The following is a 21,286-nucleotide window of genomic DNA, read 5'->3' on the forward strand; positions in this document are numbered from 1 at the left end:
TTGATGGCAGCGCATCGCTATTGGCGTGTCGCCGCGATTGAGACCTACGGTTACGCGGGCCTCGATATCAGCGAATTCCAATTGTTCGCCGGGACGACGCGCGTTGATGCGTCCGCAGTGCTGACATCCAACGTCGCGCCCGCCTCGGGTTCATTGGCGAACCTCAAGGATGGCAACACCGGCACGGGGGCGTCATGGCCGCTGTCCGACTTGCGCACGCTCCAGCTCTACTGGGACTTTGGCGGGGCGCCGCAGGATGTTTCCAACTTCGCGATTGGTGCATCGGCGGACCCGATCCGCTTCCCGCTGATCGTCACGCTTCAATACTCTGACGACGGCAGCACTTGGACCACGCAGGCGGTGCAGTCCGGCATCGCCTGGCCCGGCACCCGGTCGATGACGACAACGACGGTCCGCGGCGCGTACGACCCCTATGACGCTGCTGTGGTGAGCCGAGCGGACTTCAGCACCTCATCGCTGCTGACTGACGAAAGAACCTCGGCATTCACCGCAAGCGGATCGGTCTCGGTGGTCACAGGCAGCGAGCCCTTCGGCTCTGGCGTGCTGCAGTTCGGTGCAGGCGGCTATCTCTCGCGGCCTTATTCGGCAGCGATTCATCAGTGGTGGACTGGCCCTTACACCGCCGAGGCGTACGTGAACTATTCGGCCTGGCCCGCCGGAGGCCTGCGGAATCTGATGGGCTCCTACGTCACCAACACGGGGACAAATGACTGGGCGTTCGGCGCGACGGGAAATGGTGCGTTGGAGCTCTACTACTACAACGGCAACCTGCAGTTCGTGACGCAGGCCACGCCCACGATGGCGCTCAATACCTGGTACCACGTCGCGATGCAGTTTGAGCCTGGCTCGCCGGGGACGATCAAGCTATTCATCAATGGAGTGATGGTGGCCTCTGCGGCGGTCGTGGGTACTCCGGTTACCAGCGGCTTGCCTTTCATCATGGGGCGTGCCAACTCGGCCGACCTGCCTGCCAGAGTGAAAGGTCTGCGCGTCAGCTCGGTGGCGCGCTACCCGGGCACGCCGTATCCGTTCGGCGACTACATCGCGTTGAACAAGGTGCGCGGCCGGACGGAGCTGGCAATGCCTGCCGTCGTGCCTTCAGCGTTGTCGATCCCGCTCCCCTACGGGCAGATCAAGATGCAACCCGTGGACCGTGGGCGGATGGACTACCTCACGGGCGTCATCGGACGGGGCGTCGGCCGGGTGCGCGGCTTCACGCTCGATTACGTGAACCCGCTCAATAAGCCCTATGCCTGCAGGGTGCGGCTCGTGCGTGAGAGCGACGGGCTCCAGCTTCGCGAGATGTGGTCCGGCGCGGACGGCTCCTATGACTTCCAGTTCGTCGACGAGCTGCAGAGCTACACCGTGGTCGCCTACTACCTGGCGCACGGAAAGCGCGCCGTCGTCACGGACGGCCTGACCCTTGCGAATGGCAAGGTGGAGCTGATGCCATGAACGTGCTCGCCATCAACGCCATGTTGGGCGGTCCGGGCCTTGTGGCATACCTCGGCGAGGGCGCACGCTTCCTCGTGTGCGGCGGCGCGCAGCCGGCCGAGGGGGGTGCTGTCAGCACGCTGCTCGCTGCGGCGGTGCTCGCAGTGCCCGTTGGTGCAGTCACTGACGGCGCGCTTTCGCTCGTGCAGGCCGACACCGCCGGCGACCTGGCCGTAGCGACCGGCATCGCCACATGGGGCCGCCTCGAAAAGGCCGATGGCACCTGGGTGGCCGACTTCAGCATCAGCGGCCCCTCGGGTTCGGGGCAGGTCAAGCTCGTGGTGCAGAACCCGCCCGAGGGTGACCCTGAGGCGAAGCTCTACCAAGGCGGAACCTTCTTCATCGGCGAGGTCGCAATTGGCGGTTGACGACCTCATCTTCCGCAAGCCGCCGCTCGACGGCCCGCCGAACGTTCTCGTGTTCGGCGAGCCCGAGGAACCGAGCAGCGGCGCTGCCTATGCGTTCGGGCGCATCCCGCTGCCGGGCTTCTTCGTGTCCGGCGGCGTCACGGCGACCATGCCGCCGCTCGCGACGGCTACCGGCCGCATCCCGCTGCCCGTGTTCATGGTGGGCGGCCTGGCGAAGTACGCGAGCGCGGCGCGCCGTCCGCTCATGGGCAAGGTGGCGAGCGGCTGGCAAGTCGCGCGGCAGATCGAGGGCGGCGCCGTCGCGAAGCATCAGAGCGCGCAGCGTGCGCGCGTCGGGCGCGTGTCCGTATGGCAGACCGCCGCGCCTGCATCGTCGAGCACGGCGACTGCATGGCAGGACGCGAGTCGCGCGCGTGCTGCTGCAGCCGCGAGGTATCAGGCGGCTCTCCAGCTCGAAGCCGGCGCCGGTATTCGCCATCAGGAGGCGGTGCGTGCGCGCACGGCCGCTGCGGCGCGCTGGCAGGAGGCGCAGCGCCTGGCGCCGGCGCCCGTCAGCGTGCGCTATCAGCAGGCCGAGCGCCTGCGCCGCGCGGTGCGCGCGCGCTGGCAGGAAGCGCGGCGCATGCAGGCCCACCATGCCGACCGCTTCGGCCCGGCCCTGCAGCTCGATGTCGGCAGCGTTTCGCGCTGGCAGGCGGCCATGTACCCGCTGCCGGGCCGCTCGGTCATCGTGCCGCCCACCGAATCACCGTGCTACGAGCCCTCGACAACCCTCGTCTTCCGCGAGCGGCAGCAGCACGCGACGACGCTCATCTTTGTTTGCGAGCGGCACCGTCCGCCGCCTGGCACCGGCGAAACCGTCGTCGTGCCGATTCTGGAGGTCTACACCGTGCAGAACAGCATCAGCCTTGTGCGCCTCGACGGCGGCGAGGCGTTGGAGGCCTTGGCCTTCTCGATGAGCCTCGACGCCTCTTCGTGGACGTGGCGCTGGTCGGCGACGCTGCCGGCCGCCGCGTGGCCCGTCATCCGTCGCGGCATCCATGCTGCCCCGGTAGACATCCTGGCGACCGTCAACGGCGTGCCTTACCGGCTGGCCGCGACCGACTGCAGCAGGGATCGCCGCTTTGCCGATGGCAAGGTAAGCGTGCAGGGCAAGGGCCGCGCCGCTGCGCTCGATGCTCCGTATGCGCCGATCCTGAACCACACTGCGGCGGACACGCGCAGCGCCGCGCAGTTGCTCGACCTGGCCCTGACGCTCAACGGCGTGAACATCGGTTGGGGCATCGACTTCCGCCTGACCGATTGGGCCGTGCCCGGTGGAACCTGGGCCTTCAAGGGAAGCCACATCGGCGCGGTGCTCGACATCGCGAGCGCGGCCGGCGCCATCGTGCAGCCGCACGCGACCGACGCGACGCTGCGCGTGCTGCCGCGCTATCCGGCCGCGCCTTGGTACTGGTCCACCCTCGGGCCCGACTTCGTGCTGCCGGCGGCGGCGGTGGAGGTCGAGGGCATCCAGCCGCTCACGAAGCCGGACTACAACCGTGTGTTCGTCGCCGGCACCACGAAAGACGGCGTGATGGGGCAGGCCACGCGCAGCGGCACCGCCGGGGACAGCGTGGCCGACATGGTGACGCACCCGCTCATCACGCACAGCGATGCCGTCATGCAGCGCGGCCTCTCGATCCTCTCCGACACCGGCGCGCAGGCGAATGTGTCGCTGAGCCTTCAAGTGCGCCCGGAAACCGGCGTCATCCATCCGGGCTCGCTCGTGCAATACGAAGAGGGCGCCGAGACCTTCCTCGGCCTCGTGCGCAGCGTGGCCGTGAACTGGCAGCGCCCGGTGTTGCGCCAGTCGATCACCCTCGAAACCCATATGCAGGCATGAGCATGGCCTCGACGAATCCCTACGCCGCATTCCTCGACCTGCTGCCGAGCTATCCGCTGCAGATCGCAACGATCACCGCCATTGATGGCGACGTGGCGCGCCTGGCGCTCCCCGGCGGCGGTGTGCTGACCGCGCGCGGCGAAGGCGCGGTGGGCGATCAGGTCTTTGTGCGCGATGGCGTCATTGAAGGGCAGGCGCCCTCCATGCCCTTCGTTCAAGTCGAAATCTAAAGAGAGAAAGAGGGCACCTCATGGACGTGGGCGACATCGCCGGCAACCCGATTGCGCAACTTGCGTTTCTGATTCTGTCGGCCGCCGGTGGATACAAGGTCTGGCGCGCGCAGCAGCCGACCGAAGCGAAAGAGCGCGCGGACAGCGAGGGGCAGATTGCCGCGCTCGCGACTTGGCAGCAGCTCCTCGAAGGCGAGCGCGCCGCGCGCGTGAAGGCCGAAGAGCGCGCCGACAAATTCGCGGCCGAGCGCAATGAGGCGCTGCAGCAGGTATGGGAGATGAAAGGGCAGCTCAAGGTCATGAGCGAAACCCTTGCCGCGCAGACGACGGAGCTTGGGCTGCTGCGCGATCAGGTTCGCCAGTTGAAGGAACAAATCCATGCACCTCAATAACTCGCACCTCAACAACTCGCACATCGACTCGGATCGCGCGCCGCTCGACGAACAGCCGCGCGTGCGCGTGCCGCGTCAGTGGCGCCGGCTGCTGGAAACCGTGGGCGTCGTCGGAAGCCTGTTTCTCGGTGGCCTCGGCACGGGCTATTTCTGGTCGGCCCGCAATGCCGAGGCGCAGGCCCTGCGCCAGCGCGAAGACCACCTGGCCGAAATCGCGCGCCTGCGCGAAACCTTCGATACGAGCCTCAAGGCGCTCGCTGTCCGCGTGGACCAAGCAGCCGGCACCGCGGCGAATGCTGCGCTGACGGCGGGCGAGGCCGCGAGCACCGCGCAGACCGCCGCACAGACCGCCAACCAAGCCGCCAAGACGGCAGCAAAGGAAATGAAGAAACCATGATCGACACTCAAACCCTCATCGACTGCACCGGCGCTACGCGCGCCAACGCCGAGCGCTACGTGGTGCACCTGGCAGACGGCATGAACCGCTTCCGCATCCACTCGGACAACGCGATGGCGTGCTTTCTCGGGCAGCTCTCCATCGAGTCTGAGAACCTTGCGAAGGTCGAAGAAGACCTCTACTACACGACGCCGGCGCGGCTGCGCGAGATCTTCCCGAGCCTCTTCGTGCAGGGCGGCTACCGCGCCGAGGACTATGTGCGCAACCCGCGTGCGTTGAGCATGCTGCGCTACAAGGGCTTCCACGGGCGCGGCCTCATCCAGTTGACCTGGGAGGATGCCTACGTTGCAGCGGGGCGAGCACTCAGTGCCGACTATCGCGGCAACCCCGGGCTGCTGCTGCAGCCGGAGCATGCCGCGCTGTCGGCGTGCTGGTTCTTTGCGGTCTTCAAAGACTGCCTGCTGGCGGCCGAGCGTGGCGATGTCTACGACATCACCGGCCGCGTCAACGGTCCGAAGCGGCTGAAGCTGGCCGAGCGCAAGGCAGCCACGGCCCGGGCCTACAAGGTGCTGAGCAAGTGAGCCCGGCGCAAGCGCTGTTGTTGGCGCTCGGGCTGAGCGTGGCCGGCAATGCCGCGCTCGGCTGGGCGTGGATTGGTGCGCGTGAGAAGGCGGCCACGTCGGTGCTGCAGCGCGACGATGCGCGAGCGGCGGCATCGGCCTGCAGCGATGCGACGGAAGACCTTCGCGAGCTGGCCGACAAGCGCGCGGCCGAGGCGAAGAAGGCGCAGGCCGCAGCGCGTTCGGTCGCGCTCGGCCATGAGGCCCGAGCGCAGACGATTCTCGCGACGCCGGCGGCCGTGCCCGGCGATGCCTGCGCGAGCGCACAGGCGCGAATTGACGGATGGTTGAAGGGGAGGGCAGGGCAATGAGGTTTTGGGCGCGTGTGTGGGCCGCTGCGGGCCTTTGCGCGGTGCTTGCTGGCTGCGGGGTGGCGCCGCTTCAACCGGTGAAGACGCCGATTCCCATCGAGTGCCGTGTGCAGCGGCCAGCGCGGCCGGCCATGCCGACCGGGGCGCTTGCGCCTGGCGTCGATCTTGATCGCTTCGCGGCGGCTGCTATGGCCGAGATTGAACTGCGCGAGGGCTACGAGCTGGAGCTGAATGCGGTGCTCGATGCGTGCACGCTGGAGATTGCGGGGCGGCGCGGGCGGTAGGCGACAGGCTATTGCAACGCAACCTCAGTGCCAGCGGCGGCCACCATGACACCCCGGAGAGGCTTCATCGATCTCGATGGGCACGCCCATGTGCTTGGCAACGCTCAAGTCGCGCCCGCCCGGGATGGTGATGAGCTGCAGACAGCGCAGGTATTCATCGCGCAGCGCTGGGCTCAGAACAAACTTCTTCGGGTAGGCATTGCTGTGGGCTCGCCAGTGCTCGGAGAGCTTGTCTGTCATCTGTAGGTACAGGGTAGTGATCGTAAAATCGTAGTCTTTGGTTCTAATTTTCAAGTCCATGACAAGCGTCAAAAAACCCTCGGCGTGACATATTTCACAGATCACGTCGGAAAGGGCGTAAGGTCAGGTTGTTCGCTGCGCGCGCCAATCATCAATTTCGGTGCCACGCCTGTAGGGAGTACTGAGGTGGCGTATGTCTGGTACACACATCCACGCTGGCAAGACCGGCGACTGGTCCTTCACAATTTCCCGATCCAGCGTCTCGGAAGGCGGCTACTCCGGTAGTGCCGACATCAGCTTCGAAGGACGGCACTGTTGCAAGCTCGTGCTGAGCGGCCCCGATCTCTCATTGGAGCGCGGCGATGAGATGCTGAAGCGGAAGTGCATCGACTGGATCGAGAGGCGAGAGGCGGAAGCCGACGACGTGAGCCGGTCGGCTGAGAGCGAGGAAGCATGAATCAGATGGTTTCGGTAGTCGTCCTTGCAGCTCGGCAGCGGCGAAACGTCGAGACGCGCTCTCCGTTGTGGGGGCGTCGTGGAGATACAGCAGCTGCTTGAAGAGTGGATGCTGGCCCATCAAGCTGCGGTCAATGCTGAGGTCAAAATCTTCTTCGCGCCCACTGCCCAGGGCTCGCGCAATGCACGCCGCTTGGCAGTCCCGCTTCGCAACGAGGCCTCACAAAAGCTGCAGGAGCTGCTTGCTCATTGTGCTTCAGCCGCGGTTGCCTTGAGGTGCGGCCGTTAGAGCGCTTGGTTGGCTAGGCGGTTGTCCTGTTGCCCGCGAGGATCAGCACGAACTCCTGGTTGTCGGGATCGCTTAGCGTGGGTCGTGCGATGCGGGCCGCCTTCCGGTGGGCAATTTTCCAACTGCGCACAAGGCTCAGCTCCGCTCGTGAGAGCCGCTTCCCTCCGTGTTGCAACTCCTTCTCGTACGCGGCGTAACTATCGACCATCGCGTCCACGCTGACGAAGAATCGTTCAAGGGTCGTAAGGTAAAGATGCGCCGAAAACATCATGTCTTTCACTGTCGGAGGTGCCCCGGCCACTCTCACCGAGAGCAACTGGCCGGCTGAAGTCGTCAGGCCATTCATAGCAAAAAGTATCGAGCGGCCCTGAGGCAGCCTGGTCGGACATCGCCGCAAAAGACGTGAAGCAGGGAGAGCGCTTGTGCAGCGAGGACAGTGAACTCGCGCAAGCTCACTGACGCGAGATGCCGCGTCTGTACTGCATCTTGAAATTAGAATTAAAGCATTAAACGGGGGTGGCAGTCTGCCTTCTGAAAGGCTCGGATGAATCGAACAGAGTTTTTGGCAGCTACGGTCAGCATGGCACGCGCCGGCATCGGGTTTAATCCGGCCGCCGCGCTGGATTGCCTTGCGGCGATGGTTGCTGAGGAAGATCCAACCAACCCTCTTTACGAATCTCGTGCGGAGAGGTTGTTGCGTGTGGCGGCTTGCATCTGGTCATTGAGACACGACAAATATCTGGGGTCCTCGTCGCATGCAGCCCCTGGCGAGCTAAGTTGATCTCCTAGCGTCGAGTTGCTGCTTGGAAGGTAGATGCCCAATCTCGTTGGCAAACCATCGATAGATGTTGGTTTGATTCTTCCCTGCGTAACTCGTCCGAACGAACAGGAAGCCTTGCTGAACATTGCCCAGGGCATCGACAGGTATTCCGGCCTTTCGTAGCGCAACGAATTCGGCGCCCGGCTCGATGCCAGCTGGCAGCTTCAGAGTCAAGGTTGCGCTATGGACGATCCTTTTGGCCATGAGAGGTCTCCCCTTCCTACAAGGCGCAGTGGACTTGCTGTGCCCGATTTCCGGAATCCCCTATTCATAGGAGGCTGGACCTCGGTGCTGTCTGTCGCGACGGGCTTTGCGCTGAGGCTACTCTGAATTGGCTGTGCGGACAAAACCCCGATATGCAGAAGGTCGGCCTCGCTCAATCGTGCCTGTAGGTCGTTGCCTACGATCAACGGGCAGTGCTTGCCCGAAAATCAATCACGGGAGCGCACGCACCAACAACGATTCCGAGGAACTGCAATGCCCATGGATTTTCTGCGTCGCATCAAGGATGCATCTTTTCCGTTGGCTGTTCGTGAGCAAGCCGACATCGATTGCGCGGCCGTTCTGGTCGCTGCCGATCTCATCGAAGCGAATCTCCCAGAGCCAGGAGACCGCCCGAACCGGCAAGCCGTGATTTTGCGCATCACGCCGCAGGGGCGAGTAGCGCTCGCTAGATTGCTGCGCCAGCGTGCGTGAAACGGCCGCCCGAAGAAGGACGGCATGCGATCTGCGCGGACACGGCTTCATAGCCGCTGCACATGATGGAGCCTCAGTCGGGCATGTCGTCGTCGTTCACATCGAACCCCGACGATGACTGCGGGTTGTGGCGGGCGAGGGCGGCGTAGGCCTCCTCCTCGTGGATCACGCACCACCAAGTTTGCCGCACGTGGTTCGGCTTGCTCTTGAGGGCGCGAAACGTAATCTCAAAGCCAGTGAGCATGATGCCGCCGTCCTTGATTGCCAAGATGCGCGCGTAGTGCAGAGGTTCGAGCCACTCTTTCTCTCGATCCTTCAGGCTCAACAGGCGTGCGTCCCACGACCGGCCATAGTGCGCAGGATCGGCCTTCCTGAAGTCGAGCCAGCCCAGCACTCCGGCCTCACCTTCGACGTGTGAGCGAGGGAGCCAATTGCCATTGAGACGAAGGCGGACGACATGAGAGAGCACTGTATAAGCATACAGTAGTTGGGTCGAAAATCTACGTCCGAAAACGGCTGAAATGCAGCGACTTCATCGTCCGAAAGCCACTGTTTGTCCCGCGATTGTCCCGGTCAAAAAAAAAGCCATTGAATATCAATGGCTTGCTGGTGCCTTCGACAGGAATCGAACCTGTATCTGAGTCTTAGGAGGACCCCGTTCTATCCATTGAACTACGAAGACCGGATGGGGATGCACGAGGCGAAAGCCGTGGTGCGCCCGCGATTTTATAGGGTTCGCGATGCCGGTTCCCGCCGACCCCGCGCGCGACCCCGCCCGCATCGCCATCGCGGGCTAACCCCGATACGAAATCTTCGAAAAGTTGACCGCGATCAAGCCGGCTCGAATCGGCGGCGCGCACCATCGTGCCCGTTCGCATCTCTGCTCAGATTCAAGAACAAAAAAGAGCGAAATCACTACACAGGAGACAACCTGATGAAGAAGATCGCCTCGAATGTTCTGAGCCGCGCGACTGCCGTTCTTGCCACCACTGCCGCCGCGGCGGCGCTGGCCACCGGTGCCGCGCCCGCCTTCGCATGGGAACCCACCAAGCCGGTGGAGTTCGTGATTCCCGCCGGCACCGGCGGGGGCGCCGACCAGATGGGCCGGCTGCTGCAGGGCATCATCATCAAGTACAAGCTGATGAAGGAGCCGCTGATCGTCGTCAACAAGTCCGGCGGCGCGGGCGCCGAGGGCTTCCTCGCGGTCAAGGAGGCGAAGGGCGATCCGCACAAGATCGTGATCTCGCTGTCGAACCTGTTCACCACGCCCATGGCCACGGGCGTGCCCTTCAACTGGAAGGACATGACGCCGGTCGCGATGCTGGCGCTCGACCAGTTCGTGCTGTGGACCAACGCCTCCGACCCCTACAAGAGCGCGGGCGAGTACATCACCGCGGTGAAGGCCGCGGGGCCGAACAAGTTCAAGATGGCCGGCACCGGCTCGAAGCAGGAAGACCAGATCATCACCGTGGCGCTGGAGAAGGCCACCGGCACCAAGTTCATCTACGTGCCCTTCAAGGGCGGCGGCGAGGTGGCGGTGCAGCTGGTGGGCGGGCACGTGCAGTCGACGGTGAACAACCCGATCGAGGCGGTGGCGCAATGGCGCGCGGGCAAGCTGCGCGCGCTGTGCGTGTTCGACGACGAGCGCATGCCCTTCAAGGCCAAGGTCACCGACACGCAGTCGTGGAACGACATCCCCACCTGCAAGGAAGCGGGCGTGCCCACCAGGTACACGATGCTGCGCGGCATCTTCATGCCGCCCGGCGTCACGCCCGACCAGCTCGCCTTCTACAAGGAGCTGATGACCAAGGTCGCGGCCACGCCGGACTGGAAGGAATACATGGAGAAGGGCGCCTTCAACCCGACCTTCATGACCGGCGATGCCTTCGCGAAGTGGCTCACCGAGGCCGAGGCCGCGCACCGCACGCTGATGTCCGACGCGGGCTTCCTCGCGAGCAACAAGTAGGTCGGCGCGGGCCGGCGACGACTGCCGCGCACGGCGGCATCGGGCCCGTGCGCCGGGAGTGCGCGCCGATTTCCTTCCTTTCTTTCTTCTTCCACACAACCACGATGGGGGCTCCATGGAGCACGAACAATCATCCGAGGGCCCGGCTCGCACGGGCATCTCCACCCACCTCGTAGAAGCGGCGGTGGCCGTCGCGCTGCTGGCCGTCGGCCTGGTGGTGGTGTTCGAGGCGCGCAAGCTAGGCGCCGGCTGGACCACCGACGGCCCGGGCGCCGGCTACTTCCCGTTCTTCATCGGCGTGATCATCACGATCTCGGGCGCGGGCATCCTCTACCAGTCGCTGCTGGGCAAGAGCCGCAACACCGCGGTCTTCGTCGACTCCGTACAGCTCAGGCGCGTGCTCTCGGTGCTGGTGCCGGCGACGGTCTACGTGCTGGCGATCGCCATCGTCGGCATCTACGTGGCGTCGGCGATCTACATCGCGCTTTTCATGATGGTGCTGGGCAAGTACGCGTGGTTCAAGAGCGTGTTCGCCGCGCTGGGCGTGAACACGCTCTTCTTCTGCATGTTCGAGGTCTGGTTCAAGGTGCCGCTCTTCAAGGGCGCGCTCGATCCGCTTCGATTCCTCGGCTACTGAACCCGACCCAAGGAGCACAAGCGAAATGGAAGAACTCAGTGCCCTGATGCAGGGCTTCTATGTGATCCTCTCGCCGATGAACATCGGCCTGATGTTCCTCGGCATCATCCTCGGCGTGCTGATCGGCGTGCTGCCGGGGCTCGGCGGCGCCAACGGCGTGGCGATCCTCCTGCCGCTCACCTTCACGATGTCGCCGACCTCGGCCATCATCATGCTGTCGTGCATCTACTGGGGTGCGCTCTTCGGCGGGGCCATCACCTCCATCCTGTTCAACATCCCGGGCGAGCCGTGGTCGGTGGCCACCACCTTCGACGGCTATCCGATGGCGCAGAACGGGCACGCCGGCGCCGCGCTCACCACCGCCTTCACATCGTCCTTCGTGGGCGCCTTCCTCGCGGTGGTGATGATCACCTTCCTCGCGCCGCTGGTCGCGAAGTTCGCGCTCAAGTTCGGCTCGCCCGAGTTCTTCGCGGTGTACCTGCTGACCTTCTGCAGCTTCGTGGGCATGGGCAAGGGCTCGCCCTTCAAGATCCTCGCGTCGATGGCGCTGGGCTTCGCGCTCGCCAGCGTGGGCATGGACACGGTCACGGGCCAGCTGCGCCTGACCTTCGGCCAGCCCGAGCTGATGCGCGGCTTCGACTTCCTGATCGCGGTGATCGGCCTCTTCGGCATCGGCGAGATCCTGCTGTCGATGGAAGAGGGCCTGAAGTTCTCGGGCAAGAGCGCGAAGATCGATCCCAAGGTGGTGTGGCAGACATGGAAGCAGCTGCCCAAGTACTGGCTGACCTCGATCCGCAGCTCGCTCATCGGCATCTGGATGGGCATCACGCCCGGCGGCGCCACGCCGGCCTCGTTCATGGCCTACGGCCTGGCCAAGAAGATGTCGAAGAAGGGTGCGAAGTTCGGCACCGGCGAGGCCGAAGGCGTGGTCGCGCCCGAGACCGCCGCGCATGCGGCCGGCACCAGCGCGCTGCTGCCGATGCTCGCGCTGGGCATTCCGGGCTCGCCCACCGCTGCGGTGCTGCTGGGCGGCCTGCTGATCTGGGGCCTGCAGCCCGGGCCGCTGCTGTTCGTCGAGCAGAAGGACTTCGTCTGGGGCCTCATCGCGAGCATGTACCTCGGCAACATCGTCGGGCTGATCGTGGTGCTGAGCACCGTGCCGCTGTTCGCATCGATCCTGCGCATTCCGTTCTCGATCATCGCGCCGGTGATCATCGTGATCTGCGCGATCGGCGCCTACACCGTGCACAACGCGATGCTCGACATCTGGTTCATGCTTGGCTTCGGCGTGCTGGGCTACCTGTTCAAGAAGCTCGACTTTCCGCTGGCGCCCCTGGTGCTGGCGCTCGTGCTCGGGGACAAGGCCGAAGACTCCTTCCGCCAGGCCATGCTGGTGTCGCAGGGCGACGTGATGGTGATGTTCTCGAACCCGCTGGTGGGCACCATCACCACGCTCGCGCTGGTGCTGCTGTTCTGGCCGCTGATCTCCAGGGCGCTCGCCTTCGTGAAGAAGCCGAAGAAGCCCGACGAGTTCGCGGTCGAGCGGCCGGTGGATTGATGACCAAGGAGGCCAGCACATGCCAGTGATCGCACTGACCCAGGAGATGGGCTCCCTCGCGAAGGATGTTTCGCTTCAGCTCGCCGAGACGCTGGGCCTCGCCGTGATGCGCCACGAGGTCATCGAGCACGTGGCGGAACGGATGCAGGTTTCCACCAGCCTCATCGGCAGGCTGCGCAGCGGCAAGGCTGGGTTGGTGGAGCGCCTGACCACCGACAGGCGCAGCGTGGCGCTCTACACCGCGCAGGAGCTCTTCGCGCTGGCCGAGCGCGGCAACGTGGTGCTGCGCGGCTGGGGCGCCACCTGCCTGCTGCGGCCGGTGCCGCACGTGGTGTGCGTGCGCATCACGCGCTCGATGAAGAATCGCGTCGAGTGGCTGATGGCCGATCTCGAGACCGACGACGCCGAGTTCGCCGAAGCCGAGATCCGCCGCAGCGACCAGGCGCACGCCGCGCGAATGCACGCGCAGTTCGGCGTGACCTGGGGCGACCCGGTGCTCTACGACCTGGTGCTCAACACCGACCGGCTCTCGGTGGAGAGCTGCGTGGAACAGATCAGGCTGATGGCGAGCCGTCCCGAGTTCGCCGAAACGCCGGCCTCGCGCACGAAGCTCTCCAACATGGCGCTCGAGGCCCGCGTGCGCGCCGCGCTCAAGGAGCATGAGGCCACGCGCGACATCAACGTGACCATCACCGCGAACCAGGGCGAGCTGCTGCTGCGCGGGATCGTGCTGGACTCCGAGGAGCGATCGCAGGCCGAGGCTGTGGCGGCGGAGGTCCGGGGCGTGAGCGGCGTGCACAACCAGCTGAGGCTGATGGCGAGTACGCGGCGGTTTGCGTCGGCGAAGCAGACCTGAGCTCCGGGCTCCGGATTCGGTCTTGCTCCCTCTCCCGCAAGCGGGAGAGGGGACCAATACCGATCGACAGCGCGATGCTTCGGCGCACCGGACCTGGGCTTTGCTCCTTCCCCCTCTGGGGGAAGGTCGGGATGGGGGCACTGGGCGGTAGATACGCCGACAGCCCTTGAAGCGCCCCGTGCCCCCACCCCAGCCCTCCCCCAGAGGGGGAGGGAGCAAGACGGCTCAGATCTTCCCGCGCTTCCTCAACCGGCTGAGCGTCTCCGCCGACAGGTTCAGATAGGAAGCCAGCTCCTTGCTGGGAATCCGATCCACCAGTTCCGGATGCTTGCGCAGGAACCGGTGCACGCGCCCCGCCGCATCGAGCAGGTGCAGCGTGATCGTGTGGGCCATGATCTCGCTCATGCCGCGCATCACGAGGAACTCGAACAGTTCCTTCGTCTGCGGGTGCTTGTTCAGGAAGGCGATCCACTCCTTCAGCGGCAGGCTCGCCACGCGCGCCTTGGTCACGCAGACGATGCCGTAGGGCGTGGGCGTGCCCAGGCGCAGCGCGGCGTAGCTCGTCTCCATGTCGTTCTCGTCGGCGAAGCGAAGGATCATCTCCTTGCCCTCCGGGTTGCTCACCACCCGCTTGAGGATGCCGTCGAGGATGAAGTACTGCTCCATCTCCCGCACGCCCTGGTGCAGCAGGAACTCGCCCTTGTTGCCGTCGACGATGACCAGGTGCGCCTCGAGTTCGGTGCGGTCGGCTTCGTTCAGGTCCTTGAGAAGCACGTTCTGCCGCAGCTGGGCGCGAATGATGTTCTTCTCCGGATGGTTTTCCAACGTCGTCATGGTCACCGTCTTGCTCGAGTTCGCTGCCGGCGCCGCTCATCGGGGGCTGCGCCGTTTTCGGGAAAGTTGACCGAGGTCAACGGCCGAAAGTTTGGCCCGAATCATAGTCGCGGCTCGGACCTCGGCCATTCACCCATGCAGAAGGAGAGACATGTCTTCAGTCAGAACAGAGAAAGAGGCGACCACCACGCTGAGCGAAGCCCTCAAGCCCGCGAAAACCCGTGAAGCCGACGGCGACGCGGTGGTGCGCGCGCTCAAGAGCGTGACGGAAGACAGCGCGCCCGCGGGCGAGACCATCGACGGCTTCCACCTGGTCATCGATGCCCTCAAGCTCAACGGAATCGACACCATCTTCGGCCTGCCCGGCATCCCGATCACCGACCTCACGCGCATGGCCCAGGCCGAAGGCCTGCGCGTGATCTCCTTCCGCCACGAGCAGCACGCCGGCAACGCCGCCGCAGCAGCCGGCTTCCTCACGCAGAAGCCCGGCATCTGCCTGACGGTGTCGGCGCCCGGCTTCCTCAACGGCTTGACCGCGCTGGCGAACGCCACCACCAACTGCTTCCCGATGATCCTCATCAGCGGCTCCAGCGAGCGCGAGATCGTCGACCTGCAGCAGGGCGACTACGAGGAGATGGACCAGCTGGCCATCGCCAAGCCGCTGTGCAAGGCCGCCTTCCGCGTGCTGCATGCTCAGGACATCGGCGTGGGCATCGCGCGCGCCATCCGCGCCGCGCTGTCGGGCCGCCCGGGCGGCGTGTACCTCGACCTGCCGGCCAAGCTGTTCGCGCAGACCATGGACGCGGCTGCCGGCAAGGCCTCGCTCATCAAGGTGGTCGATGCCGCGCCGCGCCAGATCCCGGCGGCCGACGCGGTGCAGCGCGCGCTCGACATCCTCAAGGGCGCCAGGCGCCCGCTGATCCTGCTGGGCAAGGGCGCCGCCTACGCGCAGGCCGACGCCGACATCCGCGCGCTCGTCGAGAAGACGGGTATTCCCTACCTGCCGATGTCCATGGCCAAGGGCCTGCTGCCCGACACGCACGCGCAGTCGGCAGCCGCCGCGCGCTCCTACGTGCTGCAGGAGGCCGACGTGGTGGTGCTGATCGGTGCGCGCCTGAACTGGCTGCTCTCGCACGGCAAGGGCAAGACCTGGGCGCAGGAGAAGGGCGCAAAGCGCTTCATCCAGATCGACATCGCGCCGACCGAGATCGACAGCAACGTCGCCATCGAGGCGCCGGTGATCGGCGACATCGGCTCCTGCGTGGCCGCGCTGCTGGCCGGCATCGACGCCAAGTGGGCCAGGCCGCCGGCCGAGTGGACCGGCGCCATCGCCGAGCGCAAGGACAAGAACCTGTCGAAGATGGCCGCCACGCTGGCCGCGCGGCCCTCGCCGATGAACTTCCACAGCGCGCTGAGCGTGATCCGCGACCAGGTGAAGGCGCGGCCCGACGCCATCGTCGTCAACGAGGGCGCCAACACGCTCGACTTCGCGCGCAGCATCGTCGACATGTACGAGCCGCGCAAGCGCCTGGACGTGGGCACCTGGGGGATCATGGGCATCGGCATGGGCTTCTCCGTGGCCGCTGCCGTGGTCACGGGCAAGCCGGTGATCGCCATCGAGGGCGACAGCGCCTTCGGCTTCAGCGGCATGGAGGTGGAGACCATCTGCCGCTACAACCTGCCGGTCTGCGTGATCGTCTTCAACAACAACGGCGTCTACCGCGGCACCGACGTGAACCCCAGCGGCACGCCCGACGTGGCGCCCACGGTGTTCGTCAAGAACGCGCGCTACGACAAGCTGATGGAAGCCTTCGGCGGCGTCGGCGTGCACGCCACCACCGCCGACGAGCTGCAGAAGGCCCTGGCCGAGGCCGTCGCCTCGGGCCGCCCGACCCTCATCAACGCCGTGATCGACGAGACGGCGGGCACCGAGAGCGGCCGCATCACCAGCCTGAACCCCGCCACGGCGAAGAAGAAGTAACCCGCGTTCCGTTTCATTCAAGGAGATATCCCAATGAGCAACAAGCCCCTCAACGGCATCAAGATCATCGACTTCACGCACGTGCAGGCCGGTCCCGCGTGCACCCAGCTGCTGGCCTGGTTCGGCGCCGACGTGATCAAGGTGGAGCGTCCGGGCGCGGGCGACGTCACGCGCTCGCAGCTGCGCGACATCCCGGAGGTCGACGCGCTGTACTTCACCATGCTCAACAGCAACAAGCGCTCGATCACGCTGGACACCAAGAAGCCCGAGGGCAAGGCCGTGCTGGAGAAGCTGATCCGTGAATCCGACGTGCTAGTGGAGAACTTCGGCCCCGGTGCGCTCGACCGCATGGGCTTCACCTGGGAACGCATCCAGGAGTTGAACCCCAAGATGATCGTCGCCTCGGTCAAGGGCTTCAGCGAAGGCCACCATTACGAGGACCTGAAGGTGTACGAGAACGTGGCGCAGTGCGCCGGCGGCGCCGCGTCCACCACCGGCTGGTGGAAGGGCGGCAACTCCGTGCCGACGATCTCGGCCGCGGCGCTGGGCGACTCCAACACCGGCATGCACCTGGCCATCGGCATCCTGACGGCGATCATCGGGCGCGAGCAGACCGGCAAGGGCCAGAAGGTGGCCTGCTCGATGCAGGACGCGGTGCTCAACCTGTGCCGCGTGAAGATGCGCGACCAGCAGCGCCTGGACAACGTGGGCTACCTCGAGGAGTACCCGCAGTACCCGCACGAGATGAGCGCGTTCGAGGACAAGGTCGTGCCGCGCGGGGGCAACGCCGGCGGCGGCGGCCAGCCGGGCTGGATCCTGAAGTGCAAGGGCTGGCAGACCGACCCCAACGCCTACATCTACTTCACGGTGCAGGGCCACGCCTGGGAGCCGATCTGCGAGGCGCTGGGCAAGCCCGAGTGGAAGACCGACCCCGACTACATGACGGCCAAGGCCCGCCAGCCGCACATCGAGCAGATATTCGCCACCATCGAGGACTTCATCAAGGACAAGACCAAGTTCGAGGCGGTGGACATCTTCCGCAAGTACGACATTCCCTGCGCCCCGGTGCTGTCGATGAAGGAACTGCTGCACGACGAGTCGCTGCGCAGGAGCGGCTCGATCGTCGAAGTGCCGCACAAGGAGCGCGGCAGCTACTGGACCATCGGCAGCCCGATCAAGTTCTCCGATCTCAAGCCCGAGGTCACCGCCTCGCCCCTGCTGGGCGAGCACACCGACGAGGTGCTGGCGGAACTGGGCTACAGCAAGGACCAGATCGAAAACCTGCACGCGGCCAAGGCAGTGTAGGAGGCTCACCCCCAGGCTTGCCCACTTCGTGTGGCAGCGCCAACCCCCTTGCAGGGGGCGACACCTGCGGCCCGGCCAAGCCGGTTCCGCGGTGTCCCTGGAAGGGATGCGACTGCGGTGGAGCCTGGATTTGAACGAAGCGCCGGAGGCACTCATGCAAGCGAATGTCGATTTCAAGCAGCTCGTCGAAGGCGCCGGCGATGCGATCATGGTGTGCGACGCGATGGGCGCGATCACGCTGTGGAACCGCGCGGCCGAACGCATCTTCGGCTTCGGCGAGGCCGAGGCCCTCGGCCAGTCGCTCGACCTGATCATTCCCCAGAGGCAGCGCCAGAGGCACTGGGAGGGCTATCACAAGACGATGGAAACCGGCGTCACCAGATACGGCGCCGACCTGCTGCGCGTGCCGGCCCTGCACAAGGACGGGCGCACGCTGTCGATCGCCTTCACGGTGTCGATGCTGTTCTCCGCCGATCGCGAGGTCACCGGCATCGTCGCCATCGTGCGCGACGAGACCGCCCGCTTCGCCGAGGAGCGCAAACTTCGCGCACGTCTGGTAGAAGTCGAAGCCACCACGATCAGAGAAGGAGACAGTCGATGAGCCAAGCACTCGAGGGCGTCCGTATCCTCGATTTCACCCACGTCCAGTCCGGTCCCACCTGCACGCAGCTGCTGGCCTGGTTCGGCGCCGACGTGATCAAGGTCGAGCGGGCCGGGGAAGGCGACGCCACGCGCAGCCAGCTGCGCGACATTCCGGGCGCGGACAGCCTCTACTTCACGATGCTGAACCACAACAAGCGCTCGATCACGCTGGACACCAAGAACCCCAAGGGCAAGGAGGTTCTCGACAGCCTGATCAAGACCTGCGACGTGCTGGTCGAGAACTTCGCGCCCGGCGCGCTCGACCGCATGGGCATCACCTGGGCCCACATCCAGAAGCTCAACCCGCGCATGATCGTGGCTTCGGTCAAGGGCTTCGGCCCCGGCAAGTACGAGCACTGCAAGGTCTACGAGAACGTGGCCCAGTGCGCGGGCGGCGCGGCCTCCACCACCGGCTTCGAGGACGGCCCGCCGCTGGTCACCGGCGCGCAGATCGGCGACAGCGGAACCGGCCTGCACCTGGCGCTCGGCATCCTGGCGGCGCTCTTCCAGCGCAACAGCACCGGGCGCGGCCAGCAGGTGCTCGCGCCGATGCAGGACGCGGTGCTCAACCTGTGCCGCGTGAAGATGCGCGACCAGCAGCGGCTGGAGCGCACCGGCACCATGCACGAGTACCCGCAGTACCCCGACGGCAAGTTCGGCGACGCCGTGCCGCGCGCAGGCAACGCATCGGGCGGCGGCCAGCCGGGCTCCATCCTGAAGTGCAAGGGCTGGGAGACCGACCCGAACGCCTACATCTACTTCATCACGCAGGCGGCCGTGTGGCCCGCGGTGTGCAAGGTCATCGGCGAGGAAAGCTGGATCACCGACGAGGCCTACGCCACGCCGGCGGCCAGACTGCTGCACCTGAAGCCGATCTTCGCGCGCATCGAGCAGTGGACCATGACCAAGACCAAGTTCGAGGCCATGGACATCCTCAACGAGTACGACATCCCGTGCGGGCCGATCCTCTCGATGAAGGAGATCGCGGCGGACGAATCGCTGCGAGAGACCGGCACCATCGTCGAGGTCGACCACCCGGTGCGCGGGAAGTACCTGACGGTGGGCAATCCCATCAAGATGTCCGACAGCCCGACGGTGGTGAAGCGTTCGCCATTGCTCGGCGAACACACCGAGGAAGTGCTGAGGCAGCTCGGCTACAGCGCGGACGACCTTGAGACCCTGCGGGCCGAGCGCGTGATCTGAGGCGCGGCGCAGGCCCGCCTTCCCTTTCATCTTCGAGTCTTTGCGACAGCGCCGCCCGCGGGCGGCGTGGAGGATTGCTGCGCCTTCCAATTCGCGCGTTCGCCATCCATAACTCATGGCGAATGGTTTTTATAAATTGATTTAATTTTTATTTATCGTCCATCGATCCTACATTTTGAACTCGCCGGAATTTCTCGATCAATTCAACCTGTTCGGCATTCATTCAAGGAGAAGATCATGGAAAACCATTCGCCCGCCCAATACTGGCGCGACGAAATCGAGCGCAATGCCTACAACGCCGCATTCTTCGAGCTGGGGCTGCGCTGGCACTGGGACGGCGAGACCTACGACCGCCTGATGGGCCTGGGCCAGGACGCGAACGAGCGCATCGGCCATTACCTGAAGACCCACCAGCCGCACCTGCTGAAGGCCTACGACGCCGAATTCCTGGCGCTCGCCATCGAGCAGAAGAAGGAAATTCACAAGAAGCGGGAAATGGCTTCGTCGAGCTATTTCAATTGGGCCGAAAGCCACGGCGTCGAGCTCGGCGCCTGAATTTCTCCAATTCAGCTGAATAACGCCTTCCGACCATGAACATTCACGAATTCCAGGGCAAGGAAGTGCTGCGCCAATACGGCGTGGCGACTCCTCGCGGATTCGTCTGCCGCTCGCCCGACGAGGCGGCCGATGCCGCCGCCCGCATCGGCGGGCGCGCCTGGGTGGTCAAGGCCCAGATCCATGCGGGCGGCCGCGGCAAGGGCGGCGGCGTGAAGCCGGCCTGGTCGGTGGACGAGGTGCGGCGCCATGCCGGCCAGTTGCTGGGCATGACGCTGAGGACGCCGCAGACCGGCCCCGAGGGCCGCGTCGTGAAGCAGCTGCTGGTGGAGGAAAGCGTGGAGATCGACAAGGAGCTGTATCTCGGCTTCGTGGTCGACCGCAATTCGCAGCGCGTGGCGCTCATGGCCTCCAGCGAAGGCTGCATGGACATCGAGGAGGTGGCCGCGCGCTCGCCCGAGAAGATCCACCGGCTCTTCATCGACCCCCTCGCCGGCCTTGGCGTGGCCGATGCCGATGGCATCGCGCGGCGCATCGGCATCGCCGACCGCTCGGTGGCGCAGGCGCGCATGCTGATGCAGAAGCTCTGGCAGGCCTTCGACGGCAGCGACGCATCGCTGGCGGAAATCAACCCGCTGGTGCTCACCCGCGACGGCCGCGTGATCGCGCTGGACGCCAGGTTCGACTTCGACGACAACGCGCTCTTCCGCCAGCCCGGCATCGCCGCGATGCGCGACCTCGACGAGGAAGACCCGGTAGAGATCGAGGCGTCGAGTGCCGGCCTCTCGTACATCGCGCTCGACGGCGACATCGGCTGCCTCGTCAACGGCGCCGGCCTGGCGATGGCGACCATGGACGCGATCAAGCTCTACGGCGGCGAGCCCGCCAACTTTCTCGACGTGGGCGGCTGCGCGACGGCCGACAAGGTGGCCGACGCCGTGCGGCTGATGCTGCGCAACCCCAGGCTCAAGGCCGTGCTGGTCAACATCTTCGGCGGCATCATGAAGTGCGACGTGATCGCGCACGGCGTGGTCGACGCGGTGCGCGAGACCGGTCTCAGGGTGCCGCTGGTCGTGCGCATGAAGGGCACCAACGAGGACCTGGGCCGGACCATCCTCGCGCAGTCGGGGCTGTCGATCATCAACGCCGACGACATGGCCGAGGCTGCGCAGCGCGCCGTCGGCGCGGCCGGCAACTGGGAGCGCCGGCGGTGAAGCGCCCATTCCCCAAACCGATGGAGGCCGCG

At 65.5% G+C, this 21,286-nt stretch carries 26 protein-coding genes and 1 tRNA gene; 21 read left to right on the forward strand and 6 right to left on the reverse strand.

Annotated features, from left to right (window positions below):
* Positions 1–3 precede the first annotated feature (3 nt).
* The 9 genes from FHY06_RS28490 (at position 4) to FHY06_RS28530 (ending at position 6,002) form a co-directional block, all read left to right on the forward strand.
* Complete coding sequence (locus FHY06_RS28490; RefSeq protein WP_184607096.1) at positions 4–1,476, forward strand: LamG-like jellyroll fold domain-containing protein; 1,473 nt, start codon at positions 4–6, stop codon at positions 1,474–1,476.
* Entirely contained in the window at positions 1,473–1,883 is a 411-nt protein-coding gene (locus tag FHY06_RS28495) for a hypothetical protein (protein WP_184607097.1), read from the forward strand. Before FHY06_RS28490 ends, FHY06_RS28495 begins: the two co-directional genes overlap by 4 nt.
* Positions 1,873–3,768: a hypothetical protein gene (locus FHY06_RS28500; protein WP_260310742.1), complete on the forward strand. Its 1,896-nt coding sequence runs from the start codon at positions 1,873–1,875 to the stop codon at positions 3,766–3,768. Before FHY06_RS28495 ends, FHY06_RS28500 begins: the two co-directional genes overlap by 11 nt.
* A 2-nt stretch (positions 3,769–3,770) precedes the next feature.
* A complete protein-coding gene (locus FHY06_RS28505; RefSeq protein ID WP_184607140.1) occupies positions 3,771–3,998 on the forward strand; it encodes a hypothetical protein in 228 nt (75 codons plus the stop codon).
* Positions 3,999–4,018: 20 nt separating this feature from the next.
* Positions 4,019–4,390, forward strand: coding sequence for a hypothetical protein (locus FHY06_RS28510; protein ID WP_126182992.1), 372 nt, complete (start codon positions 4,019–4,021; stop codon positions 4,388–4,390).
* Entirely contained in the window at positions 4,377–4,787 is a 411-nt protein-coding gene (locus tag FHY06_RS28515; RefSeq protein WP_184607098.1) for a hypothetical protein, read from the forward strand. Before FHY06_RS28510 ends, FHY06_RS28515 begins: the two co-directional genes overlap by 14 nt.
* On the forward strand, positions 4,784–5,368 hold the full coding sequence (locus FHY06_RS28520; protein ID WP_184607099.1) for a glycoside hydrolase family 19 protein: 585 nt from the start codon (positions 4,784–4,786) through the stop codon (positions 5,366–5,368). Before FHY06_RS28515 ends, FHY06_RS28520 begins: the two co-directional genes overlap by 4 nt.
* A complete protein-coding gene (locus FHY06_RS28525; RefSeq protein WP_184607100.1) occupies positions 5,365–5,718 on the forward strand; it encodes a hypothetical protein in 354 nt (117 codons plus the stop codon). The genes FHY06_RS28520 and FHY06_RS28525 overlap by 4 nt, the downstream gene beginning before the upstream one ends.
* Before the next feature lie 77 nt (positions 5,719–5,795).
* Positions 5,796–6,002, forward strand: a complete 207-nt coding sequence (locus tag FHY06_RS28530) for a hypothetical protein (RefSeq protein WP_311733743.1) — start codon at positions 5,796–5,798, stop codon at positions 6,000–6,002.
* Positions 6,003–6,026: 24 nt separating this feature from the next.
* Here the strand turns inward: FHY06_RS28530 and FHY06_RS28535 are convergent, their stop codons facing one another.
* Positions 6,027–6,242, reverse strand: coding sequence for a hypothetical protein (locus FHY06_RS28535; protein WP_260310743.1), 216 nt, complete (start codon positions 6,240–6,242; stop codon positions 6,027–6,029).
* Positions 6,243–6,435: 193 nt separating this feature from the next.
* On the opposite strand from FHY06_RS28535, the gene FHY06_RS28540 reads away from it, so the two are divergent.
* Entirely contained in the window at positions 6,436–6,699 is a 264-nt protein-coding gene (locus FHY06_RS28540; RefSeq protein WP_184607102.1) for a hypothetical protein, read from the forward strand.
* 301 nt (positions 6,700–7,000) lie between these two features.
* On the opposite strand, the gene FHY06_RS28545 is transcribed toward FHY06_RS28540, so the two are convergent.
* Both FHY06_RS28545 and FHY06_RS28550 read right to left on the reverse strand, forming a co-directional pair.
* On the reverse strand, positions 7,001–7,333 hold the full coding sequence (locus tag FHY06_RS28545; RefSeq protein WP_184607103.1) for a hypothetical protein: 333 nt from the start codon (positions 7,331–7,333) through the stop codon (positions 7,001–7,003).
* A gap of 426 nt (positions 7,334–7,759) precedes the next feature.
* Complete coding sequence (locus FHY06_RS28550) at positions 7,760–8,011, reverse strand: hypothetical protein (protein ID WP_184607104.1); 252 nt, start codon at positions 8,009–8,011, stop codon at positions 7,760–7,762.
* 273 nt (positions 8,012–8,284) lie between these two features.
* Here FHY06_RS28550 and FHY06_RS28555 point away from each other — a divergent pair, with 273 nt between their 5' ends.
* On the forward strand, positions 8,285–8,503 hold the full coding sequence (locus tag FHY06_RS28555) for a hypothetical protein (protein WP_184607105.1): 219 nt from the start codon (positions 8,285–8,287) through the stop codon (positions 8,501–8,503).
* A 73-nt stretch (positions 8,504–8,576) separates the two neighbouring features.
* Here the strand turns inward: FHY06_RS28555 and FHY06_RS28560 are convergent, their stop codons facing one another.
* Both FHY06_RS28560 and FHY06_RS28565 read right to left on the reverse strand, forming a co-directional pair.
* A complete protein-coding gene (locus FHY06_RS28560) occupies positions 8,577–8,897 on the reverse strand; it encodes a hypothetical protein (RefSeq protein ID WP_184607106.1) in 321 nt (106 codons plus the stop codon).
* A 213-nt stretch (positions 8,898–9,110) separates the two neighbouring features.
* Positions 9,111–9,185, reverse strand: a tRNA-Arg gene (locus FHY06_RS28565).
* A gap of 252 nt (positions 9,186–9,437) precedes the next feature.
* Here FHY06_RS28565 and FHY06_RS28570 point away from each other — a divergent pair.
* The 4 genes from FHY06_RS28570 (at position 9,438) to FHY06_RS28585 (ending at position 13,520) form a co-directional block, all read left to right on the forward strand.
* Entirely contained in the window at positions 9,438–10,469 is a 1,032-nt protein-coding gene (locus tag FHY06_RS28570; protein ID WP_184607107.1) for a Bug family tripartite tricarboxylate transporter substrate binding protein, read from the forward strand.
* Positions 10,470–10,584: 115 nt separating this feature from the next.
* Positions 10,585–11,106 (forward strand): tripartite tricarboxylate transporter TctB family protein, encoded by a 522-nt coding sequence (locus FHY06_RS28575; RefSeq protein WP_184607108.1) that lies wholly within the window; start codon positions 10,585–10,587, stop codon positions 11,104–11,106.
* A 25-nt stretch (positions 11,107–11,131) separates the two neighbouring features.
* Positions 11,132–12,664 (forward strand): tripartite tricarboxylate transporter permease, encoded by a 1,533-nt coding sequence (locus FHY06_RS28580; RefSeq protein ID WP_019656246.1) that lies wholly within the window; start codon positions 11,132–11,134, stop codon positions 12,662–12,664.
* Positions 12,665–12,683: 19 nt separating this feature from the next.
* Entirely contained in the window at positions 12,684–13,520 is an 837-nt protein-coding gene (locus tag FHY06_RS28585) for a cytidylate kinase family protein (RefSeq protein ID WP_184607109.1), read from the forward strand.
* Positions 13,521–13,745: 225 nt separating this feature from the next.
* Here FHY06_RS28585 and FHY06_RS28590 read toward each other — a convergent pair whose 3' ends face one another.
* Entirely contained in the window at positions 13,746–14,354 is a 609-nt protein-coding gene (locus tag FHY06_RS28590; protein ID WP_019656244.1) for a Crp/Fnr family transcriptional regulator, read from the reverse strand.
* A 151-nt stretch (positions 14,355–14,505) separates the two neighbouring features.
* Here FHY06_RS28590 and oxc point away from each other — a divergent pair, with 151 nt between their 5' ends.
* The 6 genes from oxc (at position 14,506) to sucC (ending at position 21,254) form a co-directional block, all read left to right on the forward strand.
* Positions 14,506–16,335, forward strand: a complete 1,830-nt coding sequence (oxc, locus tag FHY06_RS28595) for an oxalyl-CoA decarboxylase (RefSeq protein ID WP_019656243.1) — start codon at positions 14,506–14,508, stop codon at positions 16,333–16,335.
* A gap of 33 nt (positions 16,336–16,368) precedes the next feature.
* Positions 16,369–17,640: a formyl-CoA transferase gene (frc, locus tag FHY06_RS28600; RefSeq protein ID WP_019656242.1), complete on the forward strand. Its 1,272-nt coding sequence runs from the start codon at positions 16,369–16,371 to the stop codon at positions 17,638–17,640.
* Between the two features lie 154 nt (positions 17,641–17,794).
* The gene (locus FHY06_RS28605) at positions 17,795–18,241 is read left to right on the forward strand and encodes a PAS domain-containing protein (RefSeq protein WP_126184826.1); all 447 of its coding nucleotides are present in this window, start codon (positions 17,795–17,797) and stop codon (positions 18,239–18,241) included.
* Positions 18,238–19,485, forward strand: coding sequence for a formyl-CoA transferase (gene frc, locus FHY06_RS28610; protein ID WP_019656240.1), 1,248 nt, complete (start codon positions 18,238–18,240; stop codon positions 19,483–19,485). The genes FHY06_RS28605 and frc (FHY06_RS28610) overlap by 4 nt, the downstream gene beginning before the upstream one ends.
* Positions 19,486–19,722: 237 nt before the next feature.
* Entirely contained in the window at positions 19,723–20,040 is a 318-nt protein-coding gene (locus FHY06_RS28615) for an HAD family hydrolase (RefSeq protein ID WP_184607110.1), read from the forward strand.
* A gap of 35 nt (positions 20,041–20,075) precedes the next feature.
* Positions 20,076–21,254: an ADP-forming succinate--CoA ligase subunit beta gene (gene sucC, locus FHY06_RS28620; protein ID WP_184607111.1), complete on the forward strand. Its 1,179-nt coding sequence runs from the start codon at positions 20,076–20,078 to the stop codon at positions 21,252–21,254.
* Positions 21,255–21,286: the final 32 nt, after the last annotated feature.

Origin of the sequence: Variovorax atrisoli (assembly GCF_014195185.1) — a bacterium.
GTDB classification, from domain to species: Bacteria; Pseudomonadota; Gammaproteobacteria; order Burkholderiales; family Burkholderiaceae_C; genus Variovorax; species Variovorax atrisoli.